The following is an 18,997-nucleotide window of genomic DNA, read 5'->3' as shown; positions in this document are numbered from 1 at the left end:
ATCAGTTCTCCAGAACGTCGAGCAGGCCCAGAGGCAGTGGCACGTCCATGACTTTGTCGAACAGCAGGTACAGACCGATACTCATCAGGCTGATGATCACTGCGCTTGGCAACCAGCGTCCGCCGTAGAGGCGCGCCATCGGAATGCCAATCAGCATGCTGCTGAGGATGAAGCCCAGTGGTTCGAACAGCCCGGCAAAGATCAGCAACAACAGCACGCAAAGGCCGATTTTGTTCAGGGTTTCGCGATCCATCGGCGGATCTTCATCGGTGTGTTTGATCGGCGAAGGGCGATACACCATATAAACCAACCCCAGCCCCATTAGCCCCAGCATCAACAGGGGAAAGGCCCGTGGGCCGATCGGTTCGTAAGAAAAAGGCGCCTGGTAGGGCCAAGCCATCAGCACCAGGCTGAGACAGGCCAGCAACAGCACCGAAGCAAAAATGCGTTGTAATAGCATGGGAAACTCCTGTGCCGCGGCCCTGCAGAACGGGGGCCGCAGCCGCTAGACAGAGGCGATCACTGAATCAGGCCGAACTCTTTGGCCAGCACTTTGTAGTCCGCAACCTGCTTCTTCACGTAGGTGTCCAGCTCCGGGCCGGTCATGGCGAACGGGAAGAGCTCACGTTGATCGCGCAGCTTGGCGAAATCGTCGGATGCCAGCAGTTTGTCGAAGGCGTCTTTCCACCAGGCGTAGTCTTCGTCGCTGACTTTTGGCCCGAGGTAGAAGCCGCGAACCACTGGCCAGACGATGTCGTAGCCTTGTTCTTTGGCGGTCGGAATATCTTTCATTTCCGGCTCGTCCAGACGCTTCTCGGAGAACACCGCCAGCAAGCGCATGTCCCCGCTCTGGATGTGCGGCATGGAGTCGGAGATGTCGGTGCTGCCCACCTGGATGTGGCCGCCGAGCAGGGCGGTGGCGATTTCACCGCCACCTTCGAGGGCGACGTATCGCAGGTCGCGCGGATTGATCCCGGCAGCCTTGGCGATCAGGGCGGTTTGCATCCAGTCCTGGCTGCCGACGGTGCCGCCGGAGCCGATCACCACTTTGCTCGGATCTTTCTTCAACGCCTGAACCAGATCGTCCAGCGTCTTGTAAGGCGAATCGCTTTTCACCGCGATGGCGCCATAGCTGGTTCCAACCGCCGCCAGCCAGCGCACGGCGTTTTCATCGAAACGACCGAACTTGCCTTGGGCCAGATTCAGTAGCGAACCACTGGACCACGCCACCAGCGTACCGGCGTCGGCAGGGCGCTGAGCGACCACCGCGTTGTACGCCACTGCGCCGACACCGCCGGGCATGTAGGTCACGCGCATCGGTTTGGTCAGCAGATGCTGATTGATCAGCGCGCTTTGCGCCAGTTTGCAGGTCAGGTCGAAACCGCCACCTGGCGAGGCCGGGGCGATGCATTCCGGGCGCTTCGGCTCGGCCAACAACTGGCCGGCGAACAGCAGGGCGCTGGCGGTGAGAGCAACTTTACGCAGTGACAAATTCATTGGGTTCTCCACAGATTTTTTGTTGTATGGATGTGTAGGAGCTGCCGAAGGCTGCGATCTTTTAGCCTTCGGCGGTTCAATCAATTACCAAAGTGCAACGCTATAGCTCACCAGCAGACGCACTTCATCGGCATCGCGAGCGGAGTAGTTTGAACGGTAGGTGGCATTACGCAGGCGTACGGCGACGTCCTTGAGCGCGCCGCTTTGTACAACATATTTGATCTCGGTGTTGCGTTCCCACTCTTTGCCTTCATCACCGTTCTTGAGCTTGATGTTGTCACCGCTCAGGTAACGGCTCATGAACGTCAGGCCGGGGATGCCGAGTTTGGCGAAGTCATAGTCGTAGCGCGCCTGCCAGGAATGTTCTTCGGCGCCGGCAAAGTCGTTGATCTGCACGAAGTTGACCAGGTACGGGTCGCTGCCATCGACATACGGGAAGGCACTGTCGCCGGACATGTGCTGATAACCGGCGCTGAACTTATGCCCGCTCAAGGCATAACTCACCAGGCCGTTGAGGGATTTGTTGTCGATCTTGCCGCCACGGGCCGCGCCCTGGTCGTCACTGATGGCCAGTCGCAGGTCGGTGCCGAACGTGCCAGGGCCGAACGGATGCGAGGCGACGACGCCGAGGAAGTGTTGGTTATAAACTTCATCGAGTTGCGCGAAGTGGTAGCTGCCGGTGATTTTGTCGGTGAGCCTGTAGTCCACGCCGCCAAAGTCGAAGTGCTTGCCCGCGGCCGTGCCAGCGAAGCGGCCGTTCTTGTTGTTGAGGGCGATGTCCTCGAAATCGGTGCTGTCGCGGTCCTTGGCTTTATCCAGTCGCCCGCCAGTGAAGGTCAGGTTCTTGATCTCTTTGGAGGTCAGCAGGCCGCCCTCAAAGGTCTGCGGCAAGATGCGCCCATCGTTGGGCTTGAGGATCGGCAGTTCCGGGATCAGGCTGCCGATTTTCAGTTCGGTGGCGGAGATCTTCACTTTGCCGGTCAGGCCGAGTTTGGAGTACTCATCGGCCGCGCGGCCATCATCGTGGGTTGGCAACAGGCCGGTGCCGGTACGGTCGGGACTCGAATCGAGTTTAACGCCGAGCATGCCCAGCGCATCGACACCAAACCCCACGGTGCCGTCGGTGTAACCCGATTGCAGATTGAGCATGAAGCCCTGGGCCCATTCGTCACGCTTGGATTGTTGGGCGCTGGTGCCGCTGCGAAAGTCGCGGTTGAAATACATGTTGCGGGTTTCAAGCGTTGCCGTACTGTCTTCGAAGAAGGCAGCCTGGCTCAACGGCGAAAAGCCAGCGAAGGCGGCGGCACTGGCAAGGGCGGTCTGGCTGAGGCGGGAAAAACGAACAGGCGGGCGAGCCTGAGGCTGCATGGACAGCATCGTGAAGTACTCCGTTATTGTTCTTATTGGCGAAAACGCTTCGTGGCGTTTTTCGTATCGCTAGTGCGCTAGCGCCGGGCAGTCGAAACTGCCCGTGGCTGGACTTTAACGGTCGAACCTTTCACTAACCTTTCAGCTGGCTTTCACGGATTTTCAGGCTTCACAGTGGCGGATGCCGCTGTAAACTCCGCGCCAAAGAATGGCGTCGACCATCCCTGAATGAGGTAAAGATCCATGCGTGTTCTGCTCGTCGAAGACCATCTGCAGCTCGCCGAAAGTGTCGCCCAGGTGCTAAAGAGCACCGGGCTGACCGTGGATGTGCTGCACGACGGTGTAGCGGCCGACCTGGCGTTGAGCAGCGAGGAATACGCCATGGCGATCCTCGACGTCGGTCTGCCGCGCATGGATGGTTTCGAAGTGCTGGCGCGCCTGCGGGCGCGGGGCAAGAACCTGCCGGTGTTGATGTTGACCGCCCGCAGCGACGTCAAGGATCGGGTCCACGGCCTGAACCTCGGCGCAGACGATTACCTGGCCAAACCTTTCGAACTGACCGAACTCGAAGCCCGGGTCAAAGCCTTGCTGCGCCGCAGTGTGCTCGGCGGTGAACGCCAGCAGCGCTGCGGCGTGCTGGTCTATGACCTGGACACTCGGCGCTTCACCCTCGGCGAAGAACTGCTGACCCTGACCTCTCGCGAACAGGCCGTACTCGAAGCCCTGATCGCCCGTCCCGGTCGGGTGATGAGCAAGGAGCAACTGGCTGCGCAAGTGTTCGGCCTGGACGAAGAGGCCAGCCCCGACGCCATCGAGATCTATGTCTATCGCCTGCGCAAGAAGCTCGACGGTCAACCGGTCGTCATCGTGACCTTCCGTGGTCTCGGCTACTTGCTGGAAAGCCGTGATGCATAAGCCCAGCAGCCTGCGCTGGCGGTTGCTGTGGAATCTGGCGCTGTTGCTGGTGGTGTTGATGCTGGCCAGTGGTTTGAGCGCTTACTGGAACGGTCGCGAAGCCGCCGACACCGCCTATGACCGGACCTTGCTGGCGTCGGCGCGGACCATCGCCGCCGGTGTGTCTCAGCGCGACGGCACGCTGAGCGCTGACGTGCCGTATATAGCCCTCGATACCTTCGCGTACGACAGCGCGGGGCGAATTTTTTACCTGGTCAACGACATCAATCAGAAACTGATCTCCGGTTACGAAAACCTTCCGCCGCCGCCACCAGGGACGCCGCGCACCGATGATTATCCGGCATTGGCGCGTTTCTATAACGCCCAATACCTGGGACAGAACGTACGCGTGGTGAGCCTGCTTAAACCTGTGAGCGACCCGAACATGAACGGCATGGCGGAAATTCGGGTGGCGGAAACCGATGAAGCGCGGGTCAGCATGGCTCGCAGTCTGGCAGCGGACACGCTGTTGCGTCTGGGCATGCTGGCGGTCGGCGCGTTGTTGTTGGTTTGGTTTGCGGTCAGCGCGGCGCTGCGTCCGCTGGAACGCTTGCGCACGGCGGTGGAGGAGCGGCAGTCGGACGATCTGCGGCCGTTGCCGCTGGTGGAGGTGCAGCACGAGTTGTGGCCACTGGTGCGCGCGCTCAATCACTTTACCGAGCGCCTGCGCGGGCAGTTCGAGCGTCAGGCGCAGTTCATCGCCGATGCCGCCCATGAATTGCGCACGCCCCTGGCGGCGCTCAAGGCGCGACTCGAACTGGGTCTGCGTTCGAGCGAACCGCAAACCTGGCGCAGTACGTTGGAAACCGCCGCCCAAGGCACGGACCGATTGACCCACCTTGCCAATCAATTGCTCTCGCTGGCACGGGTCGAAAATGGTGCCCGGGCCATCGCCGAGGGCGGTGCGCAGTTGCTTGACCTCAGTCAGCTGGCTCGCGAGCTCGGCATGGCCATGGCACCGCTGGCCCACGCACGCGGTGTGGCGCTGGCGCTGGAAGCGGACGAACCCGTCTGGTTGCGCGGCGAGCCGACGCTGTTGAACGAATTGTTGAGCAATCTGGTGGATAACGCGCTGGCCCATACACCGCCGGGTGGCAATGTCATTCTTCGGGTCACGGCACCGGCAGTGTTGGAGGTCGAGGACGACGGCCCGGGGATTCCTCTTGAAGAGCGCGATCGGGTGTTCGAACGCTTTTACCGGCGCAACCAGCAGGTGGCCGGTTCTGGGTTGGGGCTGGCGATTGTCGGCGAGATCTGCCGCGCACACCTGGCGCAGATCAGCCTGCACGATGGCGAGCAGGCGGGGCTGAAGGTGCGGGTGAGTTTTATTGCGGGGTAGTTTTGTGGTGTCTGGACTGGCCTCACCGCGGTCTCTCGATCAATAAAACATCGACCGCGACTCTTCCAGATCGCGGCACATCGCCTCGTTTTCAGGATCAATCCCCAGCTTCTTGAACGCCGGCACGCTGAATGCGTCGATACGGGCGAGGGGATGGTCGGTGTCCTTGTGGCAATACAGGCTGGCCACTTGTACCAGATCGACATAATCGACCCGCTCCGACTCTCGCTTGAAGTCCAGATAAAGCCCCGGCACCTGTACCAGCATTTCCGGAAACTCCCAGACCCTGAGCAATTTGTCGCCGATCCACGGATGAATCTGGTCGATCACATGGTTGAGGCTGACCGCGTCAGACAGCAGTTCATAGTGATCTTCAGCGTAGGTCAGGATCGGCAGCACACCGATCTGGTGCACCAGTCCGCCAAGGGCTGCCTGATCGGGTTTTAGTTGGGTGTAGCGGCGGCACAGTGCGTAGCTGACTCCGGCGATTTCCAGGCTTTTGCGCCAGACTTCTCGCATTTTCTGTTCCACCACCTCGGAGCGGGCATGGAAAATCTGCTCCATGACCAGCCCGATGGCCAGGTTGCTGCTGTAATTGACACCCAGTCGAGTGATCGCCGTGTGCAGATCAGTGACTTCCTGGGTCGCGCGCAACAGCGGGCTATTGACCACTTTGATCAGGCGTGCCGACAGCGCGGTATCGCGGCCGATCACTTTGCTCAATGTGCTGACACTGATTTCAGGGTCTTCTGCGGCCTTGCGAATCTGCAGGGCCACTTCCGGTAACGTTGGCAGAACCAGGTCGTCGTTATCGATGGCCTCAACCAAATCCTGTTGGACCTTTTCCGCCAGCTCACTCATTTCGTTTCTCTAGGTGTTGCGACAAGTGCTGCTGTTAACGCTGGATTTCGCGATCGCGATCCAGTGGGTACGGCAGGTCGAGCAGGTGCAGGGCTGGCCCTTCGAGCGCGCCCAGATGGATATCACCCCCTTCTGCTGCTTCGGCTTGCAGCACGGCCAGAAGTTCAATGTTTTGCTCGGCGCGGGCGGCCAGCACCACTTCACCGATGGAACTGCCATGGGTCGGGGAGAACAGTGACGTACCAGGTTCAGGCAGCTCGTTGGCATCCAGTTTCAGGCGATACAAGCGGCGCTTGAGCTTGCCCAGGTACTGCATGCGCGCGACGATTTCCTGACCGGTGTAGCAACCTTTCTTGAAGCTCACGCCACCAACGGCTTGCAGATTGAGCATCTGCGGGATGAACAACTCGCGAGTGCTCGGCATGACCTGACCGATCCCTGCGCGGATCTGGCCCAGCAGCCATTGATTCAAATCGCCTTCGGCCAACAGGGCGGACAGCTTGACCTTGATGAGGTCGGCCTGGTCGGCGGCGACCCAGAGTTCGGCACGATCCGGCGAGACGCGAATGGCAATCAGACCTTCACTGCGCACGACGCTGTCGGTTTCTGCCGGCAGCTCAAGTCCCAGGCTGATCAGTGCAGCCTCACCATGATCGACGCCGAGGCGGACCCAGGCTGCGCTTTCGTCGGTCAGTTTGGATTTGGAGAACACCGCGTACTTTTTCAGGTCCGCCAGTTGCGGCTCCAGCAACTCAGTGGCCATGGCCATCAGAAAGCCATCGCCTTCCAGCAGGATGCGGAAGCTCGATTGCATCCGGCCTTTCTGCGTGCAGCGGGCGCCGAGGCTGGCGTGGGATTCGCTCAGGTAATTGAGGTTGCAAGTCAGTTGGCCTTGCAGGAATTTGCTGGCATCCGCGCCGCGTACTGCGAGAGCGCCTTCATGAGACAGGGTGCAGAAAAAAGCAGAATCGGCCATGGGTCATCGCAGGTTAAAGAGTCTGGGGGACATCATAAGGGGGCGCTCTCGAAATGGGTAGTTCACAAAGGATCGTTGGTGGCCGACCAAAGCCGAGTGTCCGACTCTGTCTGGGGCTGTATACTTGCGGCCTATTTGAGGAGCGCTCCATGGTCGAAGATGTTGAACTGAATCGCCTCTACTGGCACAGCCGCCGCGGCATGCTTGAGCTTGACGTGTTGCTGGTGCCGTTCGTGAAAGAGGTCTATCCGCACCTCAATGATGTCGACCGCGATTGCTACCGCAAGCTGCTCGAATGCGAAGATCAGGACATGTTCGGCTGGTTCATGGAGCGCGCCGAATCGGAAGATCCAGAGCTTCAACGCATGGTTCGCATGATCCTGGATCGTGTCCAGCCCAAATAATGCGTTCGAATGCCGCTGGCATGCCTCACGGCAGTTGCTGGCGGCGTATCTTCTGGCCCAGCTGTTCGCGCTGGGTTCGCTGTTTCTTCTCTCTATTCCAGTCTGGGCCAGTCTGCTCGGCGTTGTTCTGTGCGTGGTTCATGGCTGTTGGGCATTGCCGAGGCAGATTCTGCTGACGCACCCTCAGGCATTTCGCGGCTTGCGTCGCGATGCCGATGGCTGGCAGTTGTGGAACCAGGCTGCAGGTTGGCAGTCAGTGCAGTTGCGACCGGACAGCCTGGCGTTGCCATTGATTGTGGTGCTGCGTTTTCGACTGCGAGACGAGCGGCGGGTCAGATCAATCTGCGTTCCCCGCGACTCGCTGGCGACGGATCTGCACCGACGCCTGCGGGTTCGGCTCACGTTCAGTCGACGTAGGTGGGCGGCACCAGAATAGTGTCCAGGGCGACCGGCAACATGTTCGGATAGTCGAGGGTGTAATGCAGACCGCGACTTTCCTTGCGCTCCATGGCGGACTGGATCATCAGCTCGGCCACTTGGGCCAGGTTACGCAATTCGATCAAATCGCGACTGACCTTGTAGTTGCTGTAGAACTCATCGATTTCGTCCAGCAACAGCCGCACCCGGTGTTGCGCCCGTTGCAAGCGCTTGTTGGTGCGCACGATGCCGACATAGTCCCACATGAATCGCCGCAGTTCGTCCCAGTTGTGCGCAATGATCACGTCCTCATCGGAGTCGGTGACCTGGCTCGCATCCCAGACGGGCAGGGCGATCGGAATCGAAACCTGCGGCAGCTGCTCAAGAATGTCCGCCGCCGCCGAGCGCGCGTACACGAAACACTCCAGCAACGAGTTGCTGGCCATACGGTTGGCGCCATGCAGGCCGGTGAAGCTGGTTTCGCCAATGGCATACAACCCTGGCACGTCGGTGCGACCGTGCTGGTCAACCATCACGCCGCCGCAGGTGTAGTGCGCCGCTGGCACCACCGGAATCGGTTGCTTGGTGATGTCGATGGAAAACTCGAGGCAGCGTTCGTACACAGTCGGGAAGTGAGTCTTGATGAACGCTTCCGGCTTGTGGCTGATGTCCAGATAGACACAATCGACGCCCAGACGCTTCATTTCATGGTCGATGGCCCGGGCGACGATGTCCCGTGGCGCCAGCTCGGCGCGAGGGTCGAAGCGCTGCATGAAGCGTTCGCCGTTGGGCAGCTTAAGATGTGCGCCTTCGCCGCGCAGGGCTTCGGTGACCAGAAAGCTTTTGGCTTGCGGGTGATACAGGCAGGTGGGGTGGAACTGGTTGAACTCCAGATTCGCCACCCGGCAGCCCGAACGCCAGGCCATGGCGATGCCATCACCGCAGGCGCCGTCGGGGTTGCTGGTATAGAGGTAGACCTTTGCTGCGCCACCCGACGCGAGGATCACAAAGCGAGCGCCGTAGGTGTCGACTTCACCGGTCCCTCGATTGAGGACGTAGGCGCCGAGGCAGCGATTACCTTCAAGGCCAAGGCGCTTTTCGGTGATCAGATCGATCGCGACTCGTTGCTCCAGCAGTTCGATGTTCGGTCGTTGCCTGGCCTTGTCGAGCAAGGTTCTGAAAATCGCTGCACCCGTGGCATCGGCGGCATGGATGATGCGCCGATGACTGTGACCGCCTTCGCGGGTCAGGTGAAACTCAAATCCACCATCTTCGGTTCCGGACTGTTCATCGCGGGTGAAGGGCACGCCTTGGTCGATCAGCCATTGAATCGCCTCTTTACTGTGCTCGACGGTAAAGCGCACGGCGTCTTCGTGGCACAGACCGCCGCCGGCATTGAGGGTGTCATCGACATGTGACTCAACGGTGTCGGTGTCATCCAGGACGGCGGCGACGCCACCCTGGGCCCAGAAAGTCGAGCCATTGGCGAGGTCGCCTTTGCTCAGTACGGCAATGCGCAAATGACCGGGCAAGGTCAGCGCAAGGCTCAAGCCGGCAGCACCGCTGCCAATGACCAGTACATCGTGTTGAAACTGTTGGCTCATTTCAGGATTCCGCTCAAAGCGACCTGGGTCGGGGTTGGCGCAAGACACCTGGATCGGCGAGTCAAGACAGCCACACAGCCCACTAGTATATAGAGGGGGGGAGCGGCACAATAGCCGAGCCCACATGGCATTGTGAAACTACTGTGACGGAAAAGACTGGACGCTTCGTCGGATGTTTTTTTGACCGGTTCGGCGACTAGAAGACTGTATCGTGGATTTAACAGTCTTTTTCTCTTCACGGTTGCACAATGTCAGCCTTGCGCAGCTATAAATATTTGGAACTTTTGCCAAAGGCCCAAGATCAATAGACCGTTGCCTGATTTAAGGGACAGTGTCGGCTTCAACGCGGGATCTGTGGTTTGATCCTTGCCGGCGAATCCGATGACAAGATTATTCGCGCAGCCGGGCTAACCCGAGCTGCGCTTTTCGTGCGTGCCAAATCAGAGCCCGCAGGAAACTTGCTTGGAGGGGGAGAACTTTTGCGAAAAGCCCGAGTCTATGTTTGCAAGTCTGGTTGTTTAGTTATGCAAGCCTCTTCCGAGCTTATCGAGGAGTGTTCATGCTAACCCAGGAAGAGGATCAGCAGCTGGTCGAACGCGTTCAGCGCGGCGACAAGCGAGCTTTTGATCTGCTAGTGCTGAAATACCAGCACAAAATTCTCGGGTTGATCGTGCGTTTCGTGCACGACACCCATGAAGCCCAGGATGTGGCGCAGGAAGCCTTTATCAAGGCGTACCGTGCACTTGGAAATTTTCGCGGAGACAGCGCGTTTTATACGTGGCTTTACCGCATCGCCATCAACACGGCGAAAAACTATTTGGTTTCACGCGGCCGCCGGCCGCCGGATAGCGATGTCAGTTCCGAGGATGCAGAGTTCTATGATGGCGATCATGGCCTGAAAGATCTCGAGTCGCCAGAGCGTGCATTGCTGCGGGATGAGATCGAAGGCACCGTCCATCGAACCATTCAGCAACTGCCAGAAGATTTGCGGACGGCGTTAACTTTACGTGAATTCGATGGTCTGAGTTACGAGGACATTGCGGCCGTCATGCAATGTCCGGTGGGTACCGTGCGCTCCCGGATTTTCCGCGCTCGGGAAGCCATCGATAAAGCCCTGCAGCCGTTGTTGCAGGAAAACTGAGACAGCGGCGACAGCCAAGAGAGGAACGCCATGAGTCGTGAAGCCCTGCAGGAATCGCTGTCCGCAGTGATGGATAACGAAGCGGACGAATTGGAATTGCGTCGGGTATTGAATGCCTTTGACGATGTTGAAACCCGTGAAACCTGGGCTCGTTATCAGATCGCTCGGGCAGTTATGCATAAGGATCTGCTGCTTCCACGTCTGGATATCGCTGCGGCAGTCTCTGCTGCGCTGGCTGACGAAGCCGTACCGGCAAAAGCCTCCCGTGGTCCATGGCGCAGCCTGGGTCGTCTGGCGGTCGCAGCATCGGTAACCGTCGCGGTACTGGCGGGCGTTCGTCTGTATAACCAGGACGAGATCGCTGGTGTCGAATTGGCACAGCAATCCAATCAACCGGGTCTGGCCGTTCCTCAGGTCAAGGGTCCAGCTGTTTTGGCAGGCTACAATGAGAGTTCGGAAGCCACTGGTCCTATGGCCAACGGCGTATTGCAAGGTCAGCCAGGCTGGCACGATCAGCGGCTGCCGGGCTACTTGCGCCAACATGCTCAACAGGCTGCATTGAAAGGTACTGAGAGCGCTCTGCCCTACGCTCGTGCAGCAAGTCTGGAAAACCGTTAAGGAGGATCATGCGCGCCATACCTCTACTTACGCTTCTGCTCGGTGGCTGGTTTGTTGTTCCAGCCAATGCTGATGAAGCCCAGGACTGGTTGATCCGTCTGGGCCAAGCCGAGCAACAGCAAAGCTTTCACGGTACATTCGTCTACGAGCGTAACGGTAGTTTTTCTACCCACAACATCTGGCACCGCGTCCAGGATGGCAAGGTCCATGAGCGTTTACTTCAGCTCGACGGCTCGGCACAGGAAGTCGTGCGCATTGATGGACATACTCAATGTGTCAGCGGCACCCTGATAGCAGGGCTTGGGGATTCCCCCAACTCCGCTGCTCGTGCACTCGATCCACATAAGCTAAAGAATTGGTACGACCTTGCCGTCATTGGCAAGTCGCGTGTGGCCGGGCGTGCGGCAGTGATCGTTTCACTGACACCCCGCGATCAACACCGTTACGGTTTTGAATTGCATCTGGATAAAGAAACCGGCCTGCCTCTGAAATCATTGCTTCTGAATGAAAGAGGGCAATTGCTGGAGCGATTCCAGTTCACCCAGCTGGATACAGCCGATGCTCCGTCCGATAGCGACTTGCAGCCTGGCGCCGATTGCAAAACTGTTGCCCTCGACAGCGACAAGGCTTCTGCAATCAAGGCCGCTCAGGTATGGCGTTCGGACTGGTTGCCGCCTGGTTTCGAGCTGACCAGTAGTACATCGCGCAAGGATCCAGAGACCAAAACTCAAGTTAACAGTCTGATGTATGACGATGGTCTGGCCCGTTTCTCGGTTTTCCTGGAACCGTTGAATGGCGCAACAGTCACTGATACTCGCACCCAGTTGGGGCCGACCGTTGCAGTTTCCCGGCGCTTGACTACCCCGCAAGGTGAGATGATGGTGACCGTGGTCGGTGAGATTCCGATTGGCACCGCTGAGCGGATTGCGCTATCCATGCGCTCCGACGCCACTGCAACCAAGTAGTGAGCTTATCGAAATGTTTGGTGAGCATTTCAACTTGCAAATATCTCCGAATTTTTCTATAGGTCAGAGCCCCTCGGCTCTGGCCTTGTTTGTTGTTCCCGGAACAAAAATACCGGCGTATTGTTCCCGGTGTTCCTTGCTCCATATCGCTTAACCATGCTCGTCGTAACGGGAGCCGTATGTCGATACCACGCTTGAAGTCTTATCTCTCTATTTTTGCCACCGTGCTGGTGCTTGGTCAGGCGGTCGCTGTTCAAGCGGCCGAGTTGCCTGACTTCACACAGTTGGTCGAGCAGGCCTCGCCCGCGGTAGTGAACATCAGTACCACGCAGAAACTGCCGGACCGCAAAGTGTCGAGCGAGCAGATGCCTGACCTTGAAGGCTTGCCGCCGATGCTGCGCGAGTTCTTCGAGCGTGGCATGCCACAGCCGCGTGCGCCTCGCGGTGATCGTCAGCGTGAAGCCCAATCCTTGGGTTCGGGCTTCATCATCTCGCCTGATGGCTACATCCTGACCAACAACCATGTAATCGCCGATGCCGACGAAATTCTCGTTCGACTCGCTGACCGTAGCGAATTGAAGGCGAAGCTGGTCGGCACCGATCCACGTTCCGATGTGGCTCTGTTGAAAATCGAAGGCAAGGATCTGCCTGTCCTGAAACTAGGCAAATCTCAAGATCTGAAAGCCGGCCAATGGGTCGTGGCTATTGGCTCGCCATTCGGTTTCGACCATACCGTGACCCAAGGTATCGTCAGTGCCATCGGTCGCAGCCTGCCGAACGAAAACTATGTGCCGTTCATCCAGACCGATGTGCCGATCAATCCAGGTAACTCTGGTGGTCCGCTGTTCAACCTGGCCGGTGAAGTGGTTGGCATCAACTCGCAGATCTACACCCGTTCCGGCGGCTTCATGGGCGTGTCGTTCGCGATCCCTATCGACGTAGCCATGGACGTCTCCAATCAGCTCAAAAGTGGCGGCAAAGTCAGCCGTGGGTGGTTGGGTGTGGTGATTCAGGAAGTGAACAAGGACTTGGCCGAGTCATTCGGTCTGGAGAAACCGGCCGGTGCGCTGGTGGCTCAGATCCAGGATGACGGCCCGGCTGCCAAGGGTGGCTTGCAAGTAGGCGATGTGATCCTGAGCATGAATGGCCAACCGATCGTCATGTCCGCCGATCTTCCGCACCTGGTGGGTGCGCTGAAGGCCGGCTCAAAAGCTGATCTGCAAGTGATACGTGAAGGCAAGCGCAAGAATGTCGAGTTGACTGTTGGCGCTATCCCGGAAGAAGGCAAAGAGCTGGACACCCTGCCAAAATCCAGCACTGAACGCAGCAGCAACCGCCTGGGTGTTTCCGTGGCCGAGCTGACTGATGAACAGAAGAAAACCTACGACCTCAAAGGCGGCGTGGTCATCAAGGAAGTCCAGGACGGTCCTGCTTCTCTGATTGGCCTGCAGCCAGGCGATGTGATTACTCACCTGAACAATCAGGCGATCGGTTCCACCAAGGAGTTCACGGATATTGCCAAGGCGCTGCCGAAGAACCGCTCGGTGTCGATGCGGGTTCTGCGTCAAAATCGCGCCAGCTTCATCACCTTCAAACTGGCTGAATAAACCGGTTGTTGGCTGAATAAAAAACCGCCTCGAAAGAGGCGGTTTTTTTGTGTCTGCTGATAAGAGTCAGCCCATCATGTCCTTGATCATGCGCTCTTGCTCCATCAGCTCCCGTTGCCGAGCGTCGATTCGCGACGACAGCGGGAAGTTGGTGCCGGCCTTGCGCTTGGCGAAGTCCAGTTGCTGAATGGCCTGACGGTAGTCCCCAACCAGGGCGAAATACTCGGCGCGGGCCTGATGCAGGCCGATGATGTTGCCTGACAGACCACGGGTTTCGGCCACCATGTACCAGACGTCCGGATCGTCCGGACGGCTCTTGAGCAGATTCTCCAGTGCTTTTTCCGCTTCGGGTGCACGGTTCTGCTTTAGCAGCAGGTCGACACGCACCGAATTCAGCGGATAGTTGCCCGGGTATTGAGTCAACATCCGGTCAACCCGAGTCTGGGCGTCCGGCAGGCGATTGTTGGTAATATCGAGATCGACCTGAGCCAGGTTGTAGATGATCTCGTTTGGCGACTTGGCCAGCAGCAACTTGAGGTTTTCCCGTGCTTCGTTCAGCTGACCACCCTTGATCTGGGCGAGCGCCAGGCCATAGCGCGCGACATCGTTTTTCGGGTTTTCATCAAGCTGGGCGCGAAAACGCTTGGCGCCCAGGCCAGGGGTTTCTTCATAGATCAACTGGACCCGTGCACGAATCAGCTGATAACGCATGGTGTCTTCGACGCCGCCCGGTTTTGCCTGTTCGGCGCGGTTGCGGGTGTCGGCGATCCGCGACTCGGTGACCGGGTGAGTCAGCAGAAACTCGGGTGGCTTGGCGTCAAAGCGGTATTGGCGCGCCAATCGCTCGAACATGGTCGGCATCGAGCGCGGGTCGTAACCGGCCTTTTCCAGATTGAGGATGCCGATGCGGTCGGCTTCCTGTTCGTTCTGGCGAGAGAAGCGCCGCTGTTCCTGAATGGCCGCCGCCTGTGTGCCCGCAATGGCCGCGATCCCGGCATCGCCGGCACCGGCTGCGGCAATCACGATCCCGGCCAGCAGCGCGGCCATCATCGGCACTTGCATGCGCTGTTGGGCTTCGACGCCGCGGGCGAAGTGGCGTTGCGACAAGTGAGCCAATTCGTGAGCGAGTACCGAGGCGTATTCGCCCTCGGTCTGGGCATTGAGAAACAAACCACCGTTGACCCCGACAATTCCGCCTGGTGCCGCGAAGGCGTTGAGTTGCGGGCTGTTGATCAGGATGAACTCCAAGCGCCGGTCATTGACCTGGCTGGTCTCCACTAGTCGGTAGACGCTGGATTCGACGTAGTCCTTGAGTTGCGGATCATTGAGCTGTGCAACCTGACTACGTAACAGCGCCAGCCAGGCACGGCCCAACTGGTGTTCCTGTTGCGGCGAGACGATGGCAGAACTGGCGTCGCCGAGTGACGGCAGGTCGTCGGCGAAGCCCGGTGAGGCGAGCAGGCAAGCGAGCGTCAGCAGGGTAGGGCGCAAAAAAGTCATGCACAAAGCCTTAGTCGACAAAGACCTTACTGTAGCCGGACACTACGCTTCGGACCAGATATTCTAGCCGCTCAACCACCTGACCCCGGAGTGATGCAATGACCGACGCTGTAGCCCATGACGCCGAACTCGACGCCAGTGGCTTGAATTGCCCGTTGCCGTTGCTCAAGGCCAAGCTGGAACTGAATCGACTGGCCAGCGGCGCAGTGCTCAAGGTGATCGCTACCGATGCGGGCTCACAGCGCGACTTCCGCACCTTTGCCCGATTGGCCGGTCATACGCTGCTTCGTGAAGAAGATGAAGCGGGTGTTTACCGCTACTGGTTGAAAAAAGCCTGAATTCTGCTGCGTTCGTTTCTAAGGGATTATTGATGTTCAAGGTGTTACGCGACTGGATTCAGCGCTACTTCTCCGATGAAGAAGCCGTGGTGCTGGCAGTCCTGCTGTTTCTGGCGTTTACCGCCGTGCTTACGCTGGGCGGCATGCTCGCGCCAGTGCTGGCCGGGATGGTGCTGGCGTATCTGATGCAAGGGTTGGTCGTCACTCTCGAACGCCTGCGCATGCCCGGAGGGGTGGCGGTGGGGCTGGTCTTCGCCTTGTTCATGGGGGTTTTGCTGGTATTCATTATTGTCGTGGTGCCGTTGCTCTGGCATCAGCTGATCACCTTGTTCAACGAGTTACCCGGCATGCTCGCCAAGTGGCAGTCGCTGTTACTGCTGCTGCCCGAGCGCTATCCGCATCTGGTATCCGACGAGCAGGTGCTGCAGGCCATCGAAGTGGCGCGGGGCGAGATCGGCAAGTTCGGTCAGTGGGCGCTGACGTTCTCGCTGTCGAGTCTGCCGCTGCTGGTGAACATCATGATCTACCTGGTGCTGGTGCCGATCCTGGTGTTTTTCTTTCTCAAGGATCGGCAAATGATCGGTCAGTGGGTGCGTGGCTACTTGCCCCGTGAGCGGGCGCTGATCACCCGCGTCGCGCAGGAAATGAACCGGCAGATCGCCAATTACATTCGCGGCAAGGTCATCGAAATCTTCATTTGCGGTGGCGTGACTTACATCGCTTTCGTCGCCCTGGGCCTGAACTACGCGGCGCTGCTGGCGTTGCTGGTGGGTGTGTCGGTGGTGGTGCCCTATGTCGGGGCCGTGGTGGTGACCGTGCCGGTGCTGTTGATTGCGCTGTTCCAGTGGGGCTGGAGCGATCAGTTCATCTATTTGATGGCGGCTTACGGGATCATCCAGACACTGGACGGCAACGTGCTGGTGCCGCTGTTGTTCTCGGAAGCAGTCAATCTGCATCCGGTGGCGATTATCTGCGCGGTGTTGTTGTTTGGCGGGCTGTGGGGTTTTTGGGGGGTGTTTTTTGCGATTCCCCTGGCGACGCTATTCAAGGCTGTGCTGGATGCGTGGCCGCGCAAGGAGCCGGTGGTGGCGCCGCTGTTGTAAGCGGTCTGTGGGAGCAGGCTCCCACAGCATTCAACGATCAGGCCTTGTTCAGCGCTTGAGCAGCAGCCAACACCACATCTACATGCCCCGGTACCTTCACACCCCGCCATTCCTGACGCAGCACACCGTCCTTGTCTATCAGGAATGTGCTGCGCTCAACACCCATATACTCTTTGCCATAAAGCTTCTTCAGCTTGATCACGTCGAACAACTGGCAAAGTGCTTCTTCCTTGTCGCTGATCAGCTCGAAGGTGAACGCTTGCTTGGCCTTGAAGTTTTCGTGGGATTTCAGGCTGTCGCGAGACACGCCGAAGACTTCAGTGTTGGCGGCTTTAAAAGCGTCCAGCTGATCGCGAAAGCCCTGACCCTGCTTGGTGCAGCCCGGTGTGCTGTCCTTCGGATAAAAGTAAATTACCCCCTGCTTGCCTTTGAGGCTCGCGAGGCTGACGGTCTGCCCGCTGGTGGCGGGTGCTTCGAAGTCGGCAACCGGTTGGTCGATGGCGACGGCCATGAAAGCTTCCTTACATCGGGTTTTGTGGGCGCCACGGTTCGATCAGGGCATCCAGGTTCAGCGCGTCGGCGAAATCCAGGAACTGATCGCGCAGCCAGCTGATCTGCACACCGGCCGGCAAGGTCACGGTAAACGTGGCATTGAGCATGGTGCCGCCGGTTTGCGGAGCCTGATAGGTGTCGCAGGTCAGGTTTTCCAGCTCGACGTTGTGGTCCATGAAGAACTGGCACAGCTCGTTAATGATGTCCGAGCGGTAAGCCGAGCTGACATAGGCGACGTACGGCAGGGCCTGAGGACGATTCTCCAGCGCCGCGCTGCGCACCACGTTGACCGTAAAGGCGTGCTTCTTGGCGAGGCTCGGCAGGCTGCCTTCGAGGCGCGCCAGGGCGTCCCAGCTGCCGGAGATCTCGAGAATCAGCGCACTGCACTCGCCATGACGCGTCAGGCGAGAGGTGACCACGGCGCAGCGGTTTTCATGGCTGGCGCGGCACAGGACGTTAGTCAGCTCCATGGGGTTGGCGCCGAGGGCACTGATGACAAGGAATTGTTCGCGAACTGTGGGGGTGGACATGCAGCATTCCTAAAGCGATGAGCGGTCGATACTTCTACGGGCTTTTTTTGCCGAGAGCGAGCCTGCGGATGCGAATTCAGAAAACCCGAGCCGCAAGGTTGCAACGTGCTCCAGTGTGGCAAGAGCGAGGGGTGGCAACGCTGGGTCGGGGCTTGTGATGCCGAAAAAGAAGGCTGGAACCCGGCGTACGAGCTTATCAGTACCGATCAAAGTCTGAAGGGTAGCGAAAAGCAGCGCCAAGGGGAATGGCAGCAGCGCAGTACTTTGCTTGTACAAGCATCTTGGCGCCAGTACCATTACCGCTCTCTTTTTCCGGCAGGAGCGGTTGCATGATTGCGGGCAGTATGGTGGCACTGGTCACACCCATGGATGCACAAGGTCGTCTCGACTGGGACAGCCTGAGCAAACTGGTGGACTTTCACCTGCAAAACGGCACCCACGCCATCGTGGCGGTCGGCACCACAGGTGAATCGGCCACTCTTGACGTGAATGAGCACATCGAAGTGATTCGTTACGTGGTGAAGCAGGTTGCAGGGCGCATCCCGGTGATCGCCGGTACCGGCGCCAACTCGACTCGCGAAGCCATCGAGCTGACCAATAATGCGAAGATGGCCGGCGCCGATGCCTGCCTGCTGGTAACGCCGTATTACAACAAGCCGACCCAGGAAGGCTTGTACCAGCACTTCAAAGCCATCGCCGAAGCCGTCGACATCCCGCAGATTCTTTACAACGTGCCGGGCCGTACAGCCTGCGACATGCTGACCGAAACCGTGATCCGCCTGTCGACCGTGAAAAACATCATCGGCATCAAGGAAGCCACCGGCGACCTGACGCGTGCCAAAGCCATCATCGACGGCGTCAGCAAAGACTTCGTGGTGCTTTCCGGTGACGACGCCACCGCAGTCGAACTGATCCTGCTCGGCGGCAAGGGCAACATCTCGGTGACCGCCAACGTTGCGCCGCGCGACATGAGCGACCTGTGCAACGCTGCTCTGAAAGGTGACGCCGTGACGGCCCGCGCGATTCACGAAAAGCTGATGCCGCTCAATAAAACCCTGTTTATCGAATCCAACCCTATCCCCGTGAAATGGGCGCTGCATGAAATGGGCTTGATGCCGGACGGTATCCGTCTGCCGCTCACCTGGCTCAGCGCTGCCTGTCACGAACCGCTGCGGCAGGCCATGCGCCAGTCCGGCGTCCTGGTTTAATTGAGGAAGTACTAC

General features: G+C 58.8%; 20 protein-coding genes. 11 read left to right on the top strand and 9 right to left on the bottom strand.

Going from position 1 to position 18,997, the window contains the following annotated elements:
- Position 1: 1 nt before the first annotated feature.
- The 3 genes from QK293_RS10595 to QK293_RS10585 form a co-directional block, all read right to left on the bottom strand.
- The gene (locus QK293_RS10595) at positions 2-460 is read right to left on the bottom strand and encodes a tripartite tricarboxylate transporter TctB family protein (RefSeq protein ID WP_282377227.1); all 459 of its coding nucleotides are present in this window, start codon (positions 458-460) and stop codon (positions 2-4) included.
- Positions 461-519: 59 nt separating this feature from the next.
- On the bottom strand, positions 520-1,497 hold the full coding sequence (locus QK293_RS10590) for a tripartite tricarboxylate transporter substrate binding protein (RefSeq protein WP_282377226.1): 978 nt from the start codon (positions 1,495-1,497) through the stop codon (positions 520-522).
- A gap of 84 nt (positions 1,498-1,581) precedes the next feature.
- Positions 1,582-2,874, bottom strand: coding sequence for an OprD family porin (locus QK293_RS10585; protein ID WP_282377225.1), 1,293 nt, complete (start codon positions 2,872-2,874; stop codon positions 1,582-1,584).
- A 234-nt stretch (positions 2,875-3,108) separates the two neighbouring features.
- Between QK293_RS10585 and QK293_RS10580 the strand changes: the two genes are divergently transcribed.
- On the top strand, positions 3,109-3,780 hold the full coding sequence (locus QK293_RS10580; protein ID WP_282377224.1) for a response regulator: 672 nt from the start codon (positions 3,109-3,111) through the stop codon (positions 3,778-3,780).
- Positions 3,773-5,158: a sensor histidine kinase gene (locus QK293_RS10575; RefSeq protein WP_282377223.1), complete on the top strand. Its 1,386-nt coding sequence runs from the start codon at positions 3,773-3,775 to the stop codon at positions 5,156-5,158. Before QK293_RS10580 ends, QK293_RS10575 begins: the two co-directional genes overlap by 8 nt.
- A 39-nt stretch (positions 5,159-5,197) precedes the next feature.
- Here the strand turns inward: QK293_RS10575 and QK293_RS10570 are convergent, their stop codons facing one another.
- Both QK293_RS10570 and QK293_RS10565 read right to left on the bottom strand, forming a co-directional pair.
- Positions 5,198-6,019, bottom strand: a complete 822-nt coding sequence (locus QK293_RS10570) for an HDOD domain-containing protein (protein WP_282377222.1) — start codon at positions 6,017-6,019, stop codon at positions 5,198-5,200.
- 34 nt (positions 6,020-6,053) lie between these two features.
- Complete coding sequence (locus tag QK293_RS10565) at positions 6,054-6,995, bottom strand: folate-binding protein YgfZ (RefSeq protein ID WP_282377221.1); 942 nt, start codon at positions 6,993-6,995, stop codon at positions 6,054-6,056.
- 149 nt (positions 6,996-7,144) lie between these two features.
- Between QK293_RS10565 and QK293_RS10560 the strand changes: the two genes are divergently transcribed.
- On the top strand, positions 7,145-7,399 hold the full coding sequence (locus QK293_RS10560; protein WP_007944081.1) for a succinate dehydrogenase assembly factor 2: 255 nt from the start codon (positions 7,145-7,147) through the stop codon (positions 7,397-7,399).
- Positions 7,383-7,835 (top strand): protein YgfX, encoded by a 453-nt coding sequence (locus QK293_RS10555; RefSeq protein WP_282377219.1) that lies wholly within the window; start codon positions 7,383-7,385, stop codon positions 7,833-7,835. The genes QK293_RS10560 and QK293_RS10555 overlap by 17 nt, the downstream gene beginning before the upstream one ends.
- Here the strand turns inward: QK293_RS10555 and nadB are convergent.
- Positions 7,804-9,420 (bottom strand): L-aspartate oxidase, encoded by a 1,617-nt coding sequence (gene nadB / locus QK293_RS10550; protein WP_282377217.1) that lies wholly within the window; start codon positions 9,418-9,420, stop codon positions 7,804-7,806. The two genes, QK293_RS10555 and nadB, sit on opposite strands and share 32 nt — an antisense overlap.
- Before the next feature lie 559 nt (positions 9,421-9,979).
- Here nadB and rpoE point away from each other — a divergent pair.
- From rpoE to QK293_RS10530, 4 genes are all read left to right on the top strand, one after another.
- Positions 9,980-10,561, top strand: a complete 582-nt coding sequence (rpoE, locus tag QK293_RS10545; protein ID WP_007944079.1) for an RNA polymerase sigma factor RpoE — start codon at positions 9,980-9,982, stop codon at positions 10,559-10,561.
- Positions 10,562-10,591: 30 nt separating this feature from the next.
- Complete coding sequence (locus QK293_RS10540) at positions 10,592-11,179, top strand: RseA family anti-sigma factor (RefSeq protein ID WP_282377216.1); 588 nt, start codon at positions 10,592-10,594, stop codon at positions 11,177-11,179.
- An 8-nt stretch (positions 11,180-11,187) separates the two neighbouring features.
- Entirely contained in the window at positions 11,188-12,144 is a 957-nt protein-coding gene (locus QK293_RS10535; RefSeq protein ID WP_282377214.1) for a MucB/RseB C-terminal domain-containing protein, read from the top strand.
- A gap of 179 nt (positions 12,145-12,323) precedes the next feature.
- Positions 12,324-13,751 carry a DegQ family serine endoprotease gene (locus tag QK293_RS10530; protein WP_282377213.1) on the top strand — a complete coding sequence of 476 codons (1,428 nt, stop codon included), beginning with the start codon at positions 12,324-12,326 and terminating at the stop codon, positions 13,749-13,751.
- 66 nt (positions 13,752-13,817) lie between these two features.
- Here the strand turns inward: QK293_RS10530 and QK293_RS10525 are convergent, their stop codons facing one another.
- On the bottom strand, positions 13,818-15,251 hold the full coding sequence (locus QK293_RS10525; protein WP_282377212.1) for a M48 family metalloprotease: 1,434 nt from the start codon (positions 15,249-15,251) through the stop codon (positions 13,818-13,820).
- A 98-nt stretch (positions 15,252-15,349) separates the two neighbouring features.
- On the opposite strand from QK293_RS10525, the gene QK293_RS10520 reads away from it, so the two are divergent.
- Positions 15,350-15,589, top strand: coding sequence for a sulfurtransferase TusA family protein (locus QK293_RS10520; protein ID WP_020300476.1), 240 nt, complete (start codon positions 15,350-15,352; stop codon positions 15,587-15,589).
- Between the two features lie 32 nt (positions 15,590-15,621).
- Positions 15,622-16,692, top strand: coding sequence for an AI-2E family transporter (locus QK293_RS10515; RefSeq protein WP_282377205.1), 1,071 nt, complete (start codon positions 15,622-15,624; stop codon positions 16,690-16,692).
- Between the two features lie 37 nt (positions 16,693-16,729).
- On the opposite strand, the gene QK293_RS10510 is transcribed toward QK293_RS10515, so the two are convergent.
- Together QK293_RS10510 and QK293_RS10505 are read right to left on the bottom strand one after the other, a co-directional pair.
- The gene (locus tag QK293_RS10510) at positions 16,730-17,203 is read right to left on the bottom strand and encodes a peroxiredoxin (RefSeq protein ID WP_282377204.1); all 474 of its coding nucleotides are present in this window, start codon (positions 17,201-17,203) and stop codon (positions 16,730-16,732) included.
- A gap of 10 nt (positions 17,204-17,213) precedes the next feature.
- Positions 17,214-17,774 (bottom strand): glycine cleavage system protein R, encoded by a 561-nt coding sequence (locus tag QK293_RS10505; protein ID WP_008034925.1) that lies wholly within the window; start codon positions 17,772-17,774, stop codon positions 17,214-17,216.
- 329 nt (positions 17,775-18,103) lie between these two features.
- Between QK293_RS10505 and dapA the strand changes: the two genes are divergently transcribed.
- Positions 18,104-18,982, top strand: a complete 879-nt coding sequence (gene dapA / locus QK293_RS10500) for a 4-hydroxy-tetrahydrodipicolinate synthase (protein ID WP_282377200.1) — start codon at positions 18,104-18,106, stop codon at positions 18,980-18,982.
- Positions 18,983-18,997: the final 15 nt, after the last annotated feature.

It is taken from the genome of Pseudomonas sp. AL03 (assembly GCF_029960815.1).
Classification (GTDB): domain Bacteria; phylum Pseudomonadota; class Gammaproteobacteria; order Pseudomonadales; family Pseudomonadaceae; genus Aquipseudomonas.
Note: the sequence above shows the minus strand (reverse complement) of the source record. Positions and strands in the feature narration are given on the sequence as shown.

Bases quoted from the DNA above. Each gene is read 5' to 3' on its own strand.
- QK293_RS10595 (WP_282377227.1), bottom strand. From the start codon at position 460: ATGCTATTACAACGCATTTTTGCTTCGGTGCTGTTGCTGGCCTGTCTC.
- QK293_RS10590 (WP_282377226.1), bottom strand. From the start codon at position 1,497: ATGAATTTGTCACTGCGTAAAGTTGCTCTCACCGCCAGCGCCCTGCTG.
- QK293_RS10585 (WP_282377225.1), bottom strand. From the start codon at position 2,874: ATGCTGTCCATGCAGCCTCAGGCTCGCCCGCCTGTTCGTTTTTCCCGC.
- QK293_RS10580 (WP_282377224.1), top strand. From the start codon at position 3,109: ATGCGTGTTCTGCTCGTCGAAGACCATCTGCAGCTCGCCGAAAGTGTC.
- QK293_RS10575 (WP_282377223.1), top strand. From the start codon at position 3,773: ATGCATAAGCCCAGCAGCCTGCGCTGGCGGTTGCTGTGGAATCTGGCG.
- QK293_RS10570 (WP_282377222.1), bottom strand. From the start codon at position 6,019: ATGAGTGAGCTGGCGGAAAAGGTCCAACAGGATTTGGTTGAGGCCATC.
- QK293_RS10565 (WP_282377221.1), bottom strand. From the start codon at position 6,995: ATGGCCGATTCTGCTTTTTTCTGCACCCTGTCTCATGAAGGCGCTCTC.
- QK293_RS10560 (WP_007944081.1), top strand. From the start codon at position 7,145: ATGGTCGAAGATGTTGAACTGAATCGCCTCTACTGGCACAGCCGCCGC.
- nadB (WP_282377217.1), bottom strand. From the start codon at position 9,420: ATGAGCCAACAGTTTCAACACGATGTACTGGTCATTGGCAGCGGTGCT.
- rpoE (WP_007944079.1), top strand. From the start codon at position 9,980: ATGCTAACCCAGGAAGAGGATCAGCAGCTGGTCGAACGCGTTCAGCGC.
- QK293_RS10540 (WP_282377216.1), top strand. From the start codon at position 10,592: ATGAGTCGTGAAGCCCTGCAGGAATCGCTGTCCGCAGTGATGGATAAC.
- QK293_RS10535 (WP_282377214.1), top strand. From the start codon at position 11,188: ATGCGCGCCATACCTCTACTTACGCTTCTGCTCGGTGGCTGGTTTGTT.
- QK293_RS10530 (WP_282377213.1), top strand. From the start codon at position 12,324: ATGTCGATACCACGCTTGAAGTCTTATCTCTCTATTTTTGCCACCGTG.
- QK293_RS10525 (WP_282377212.1), bottom strand. From the start codon at position 15,251: ATGACTTTTTTGCGCCCTACCCTGCTGACGCTCGCTTGCCTGCTCGCC.
- QK293_RS10520 (WP_020300476.1), top strand. From the start codon at position 15,350: ATGACCGACGCTGTAGCCCATGACGCCGAACTCGACGCCAGTGGCTTG.
- QK293_RS10515 (WP_282377205.1), top strand. From the start codon at position 15,622: ATGTTCAAGGTGTTACGCGACTGGATTCAGCGCTACTTCTCCGATGAA.
- QK293_RS10510 (WP_282377204.1), bottom strand. From the start codon at position 17,203: ATGGCCGTCGCCATCGACCAACCGGTTGCCGACTTCGAAGCACCCGCC.
- QK293_RS10505 (WP_008034925.1), bottom strand. From the start codon at position 17,774: ATGTCCACCCCCACAGTTCGCGAACAATTCCTTGTCATCAGTGCCCTC.
- dapA (WP_282377200.1), top strand. From the start codon at position 18,104: ATGATTGCGGGCAGTATGGTGGCACTGGTCACACCCATGGATGCACAA.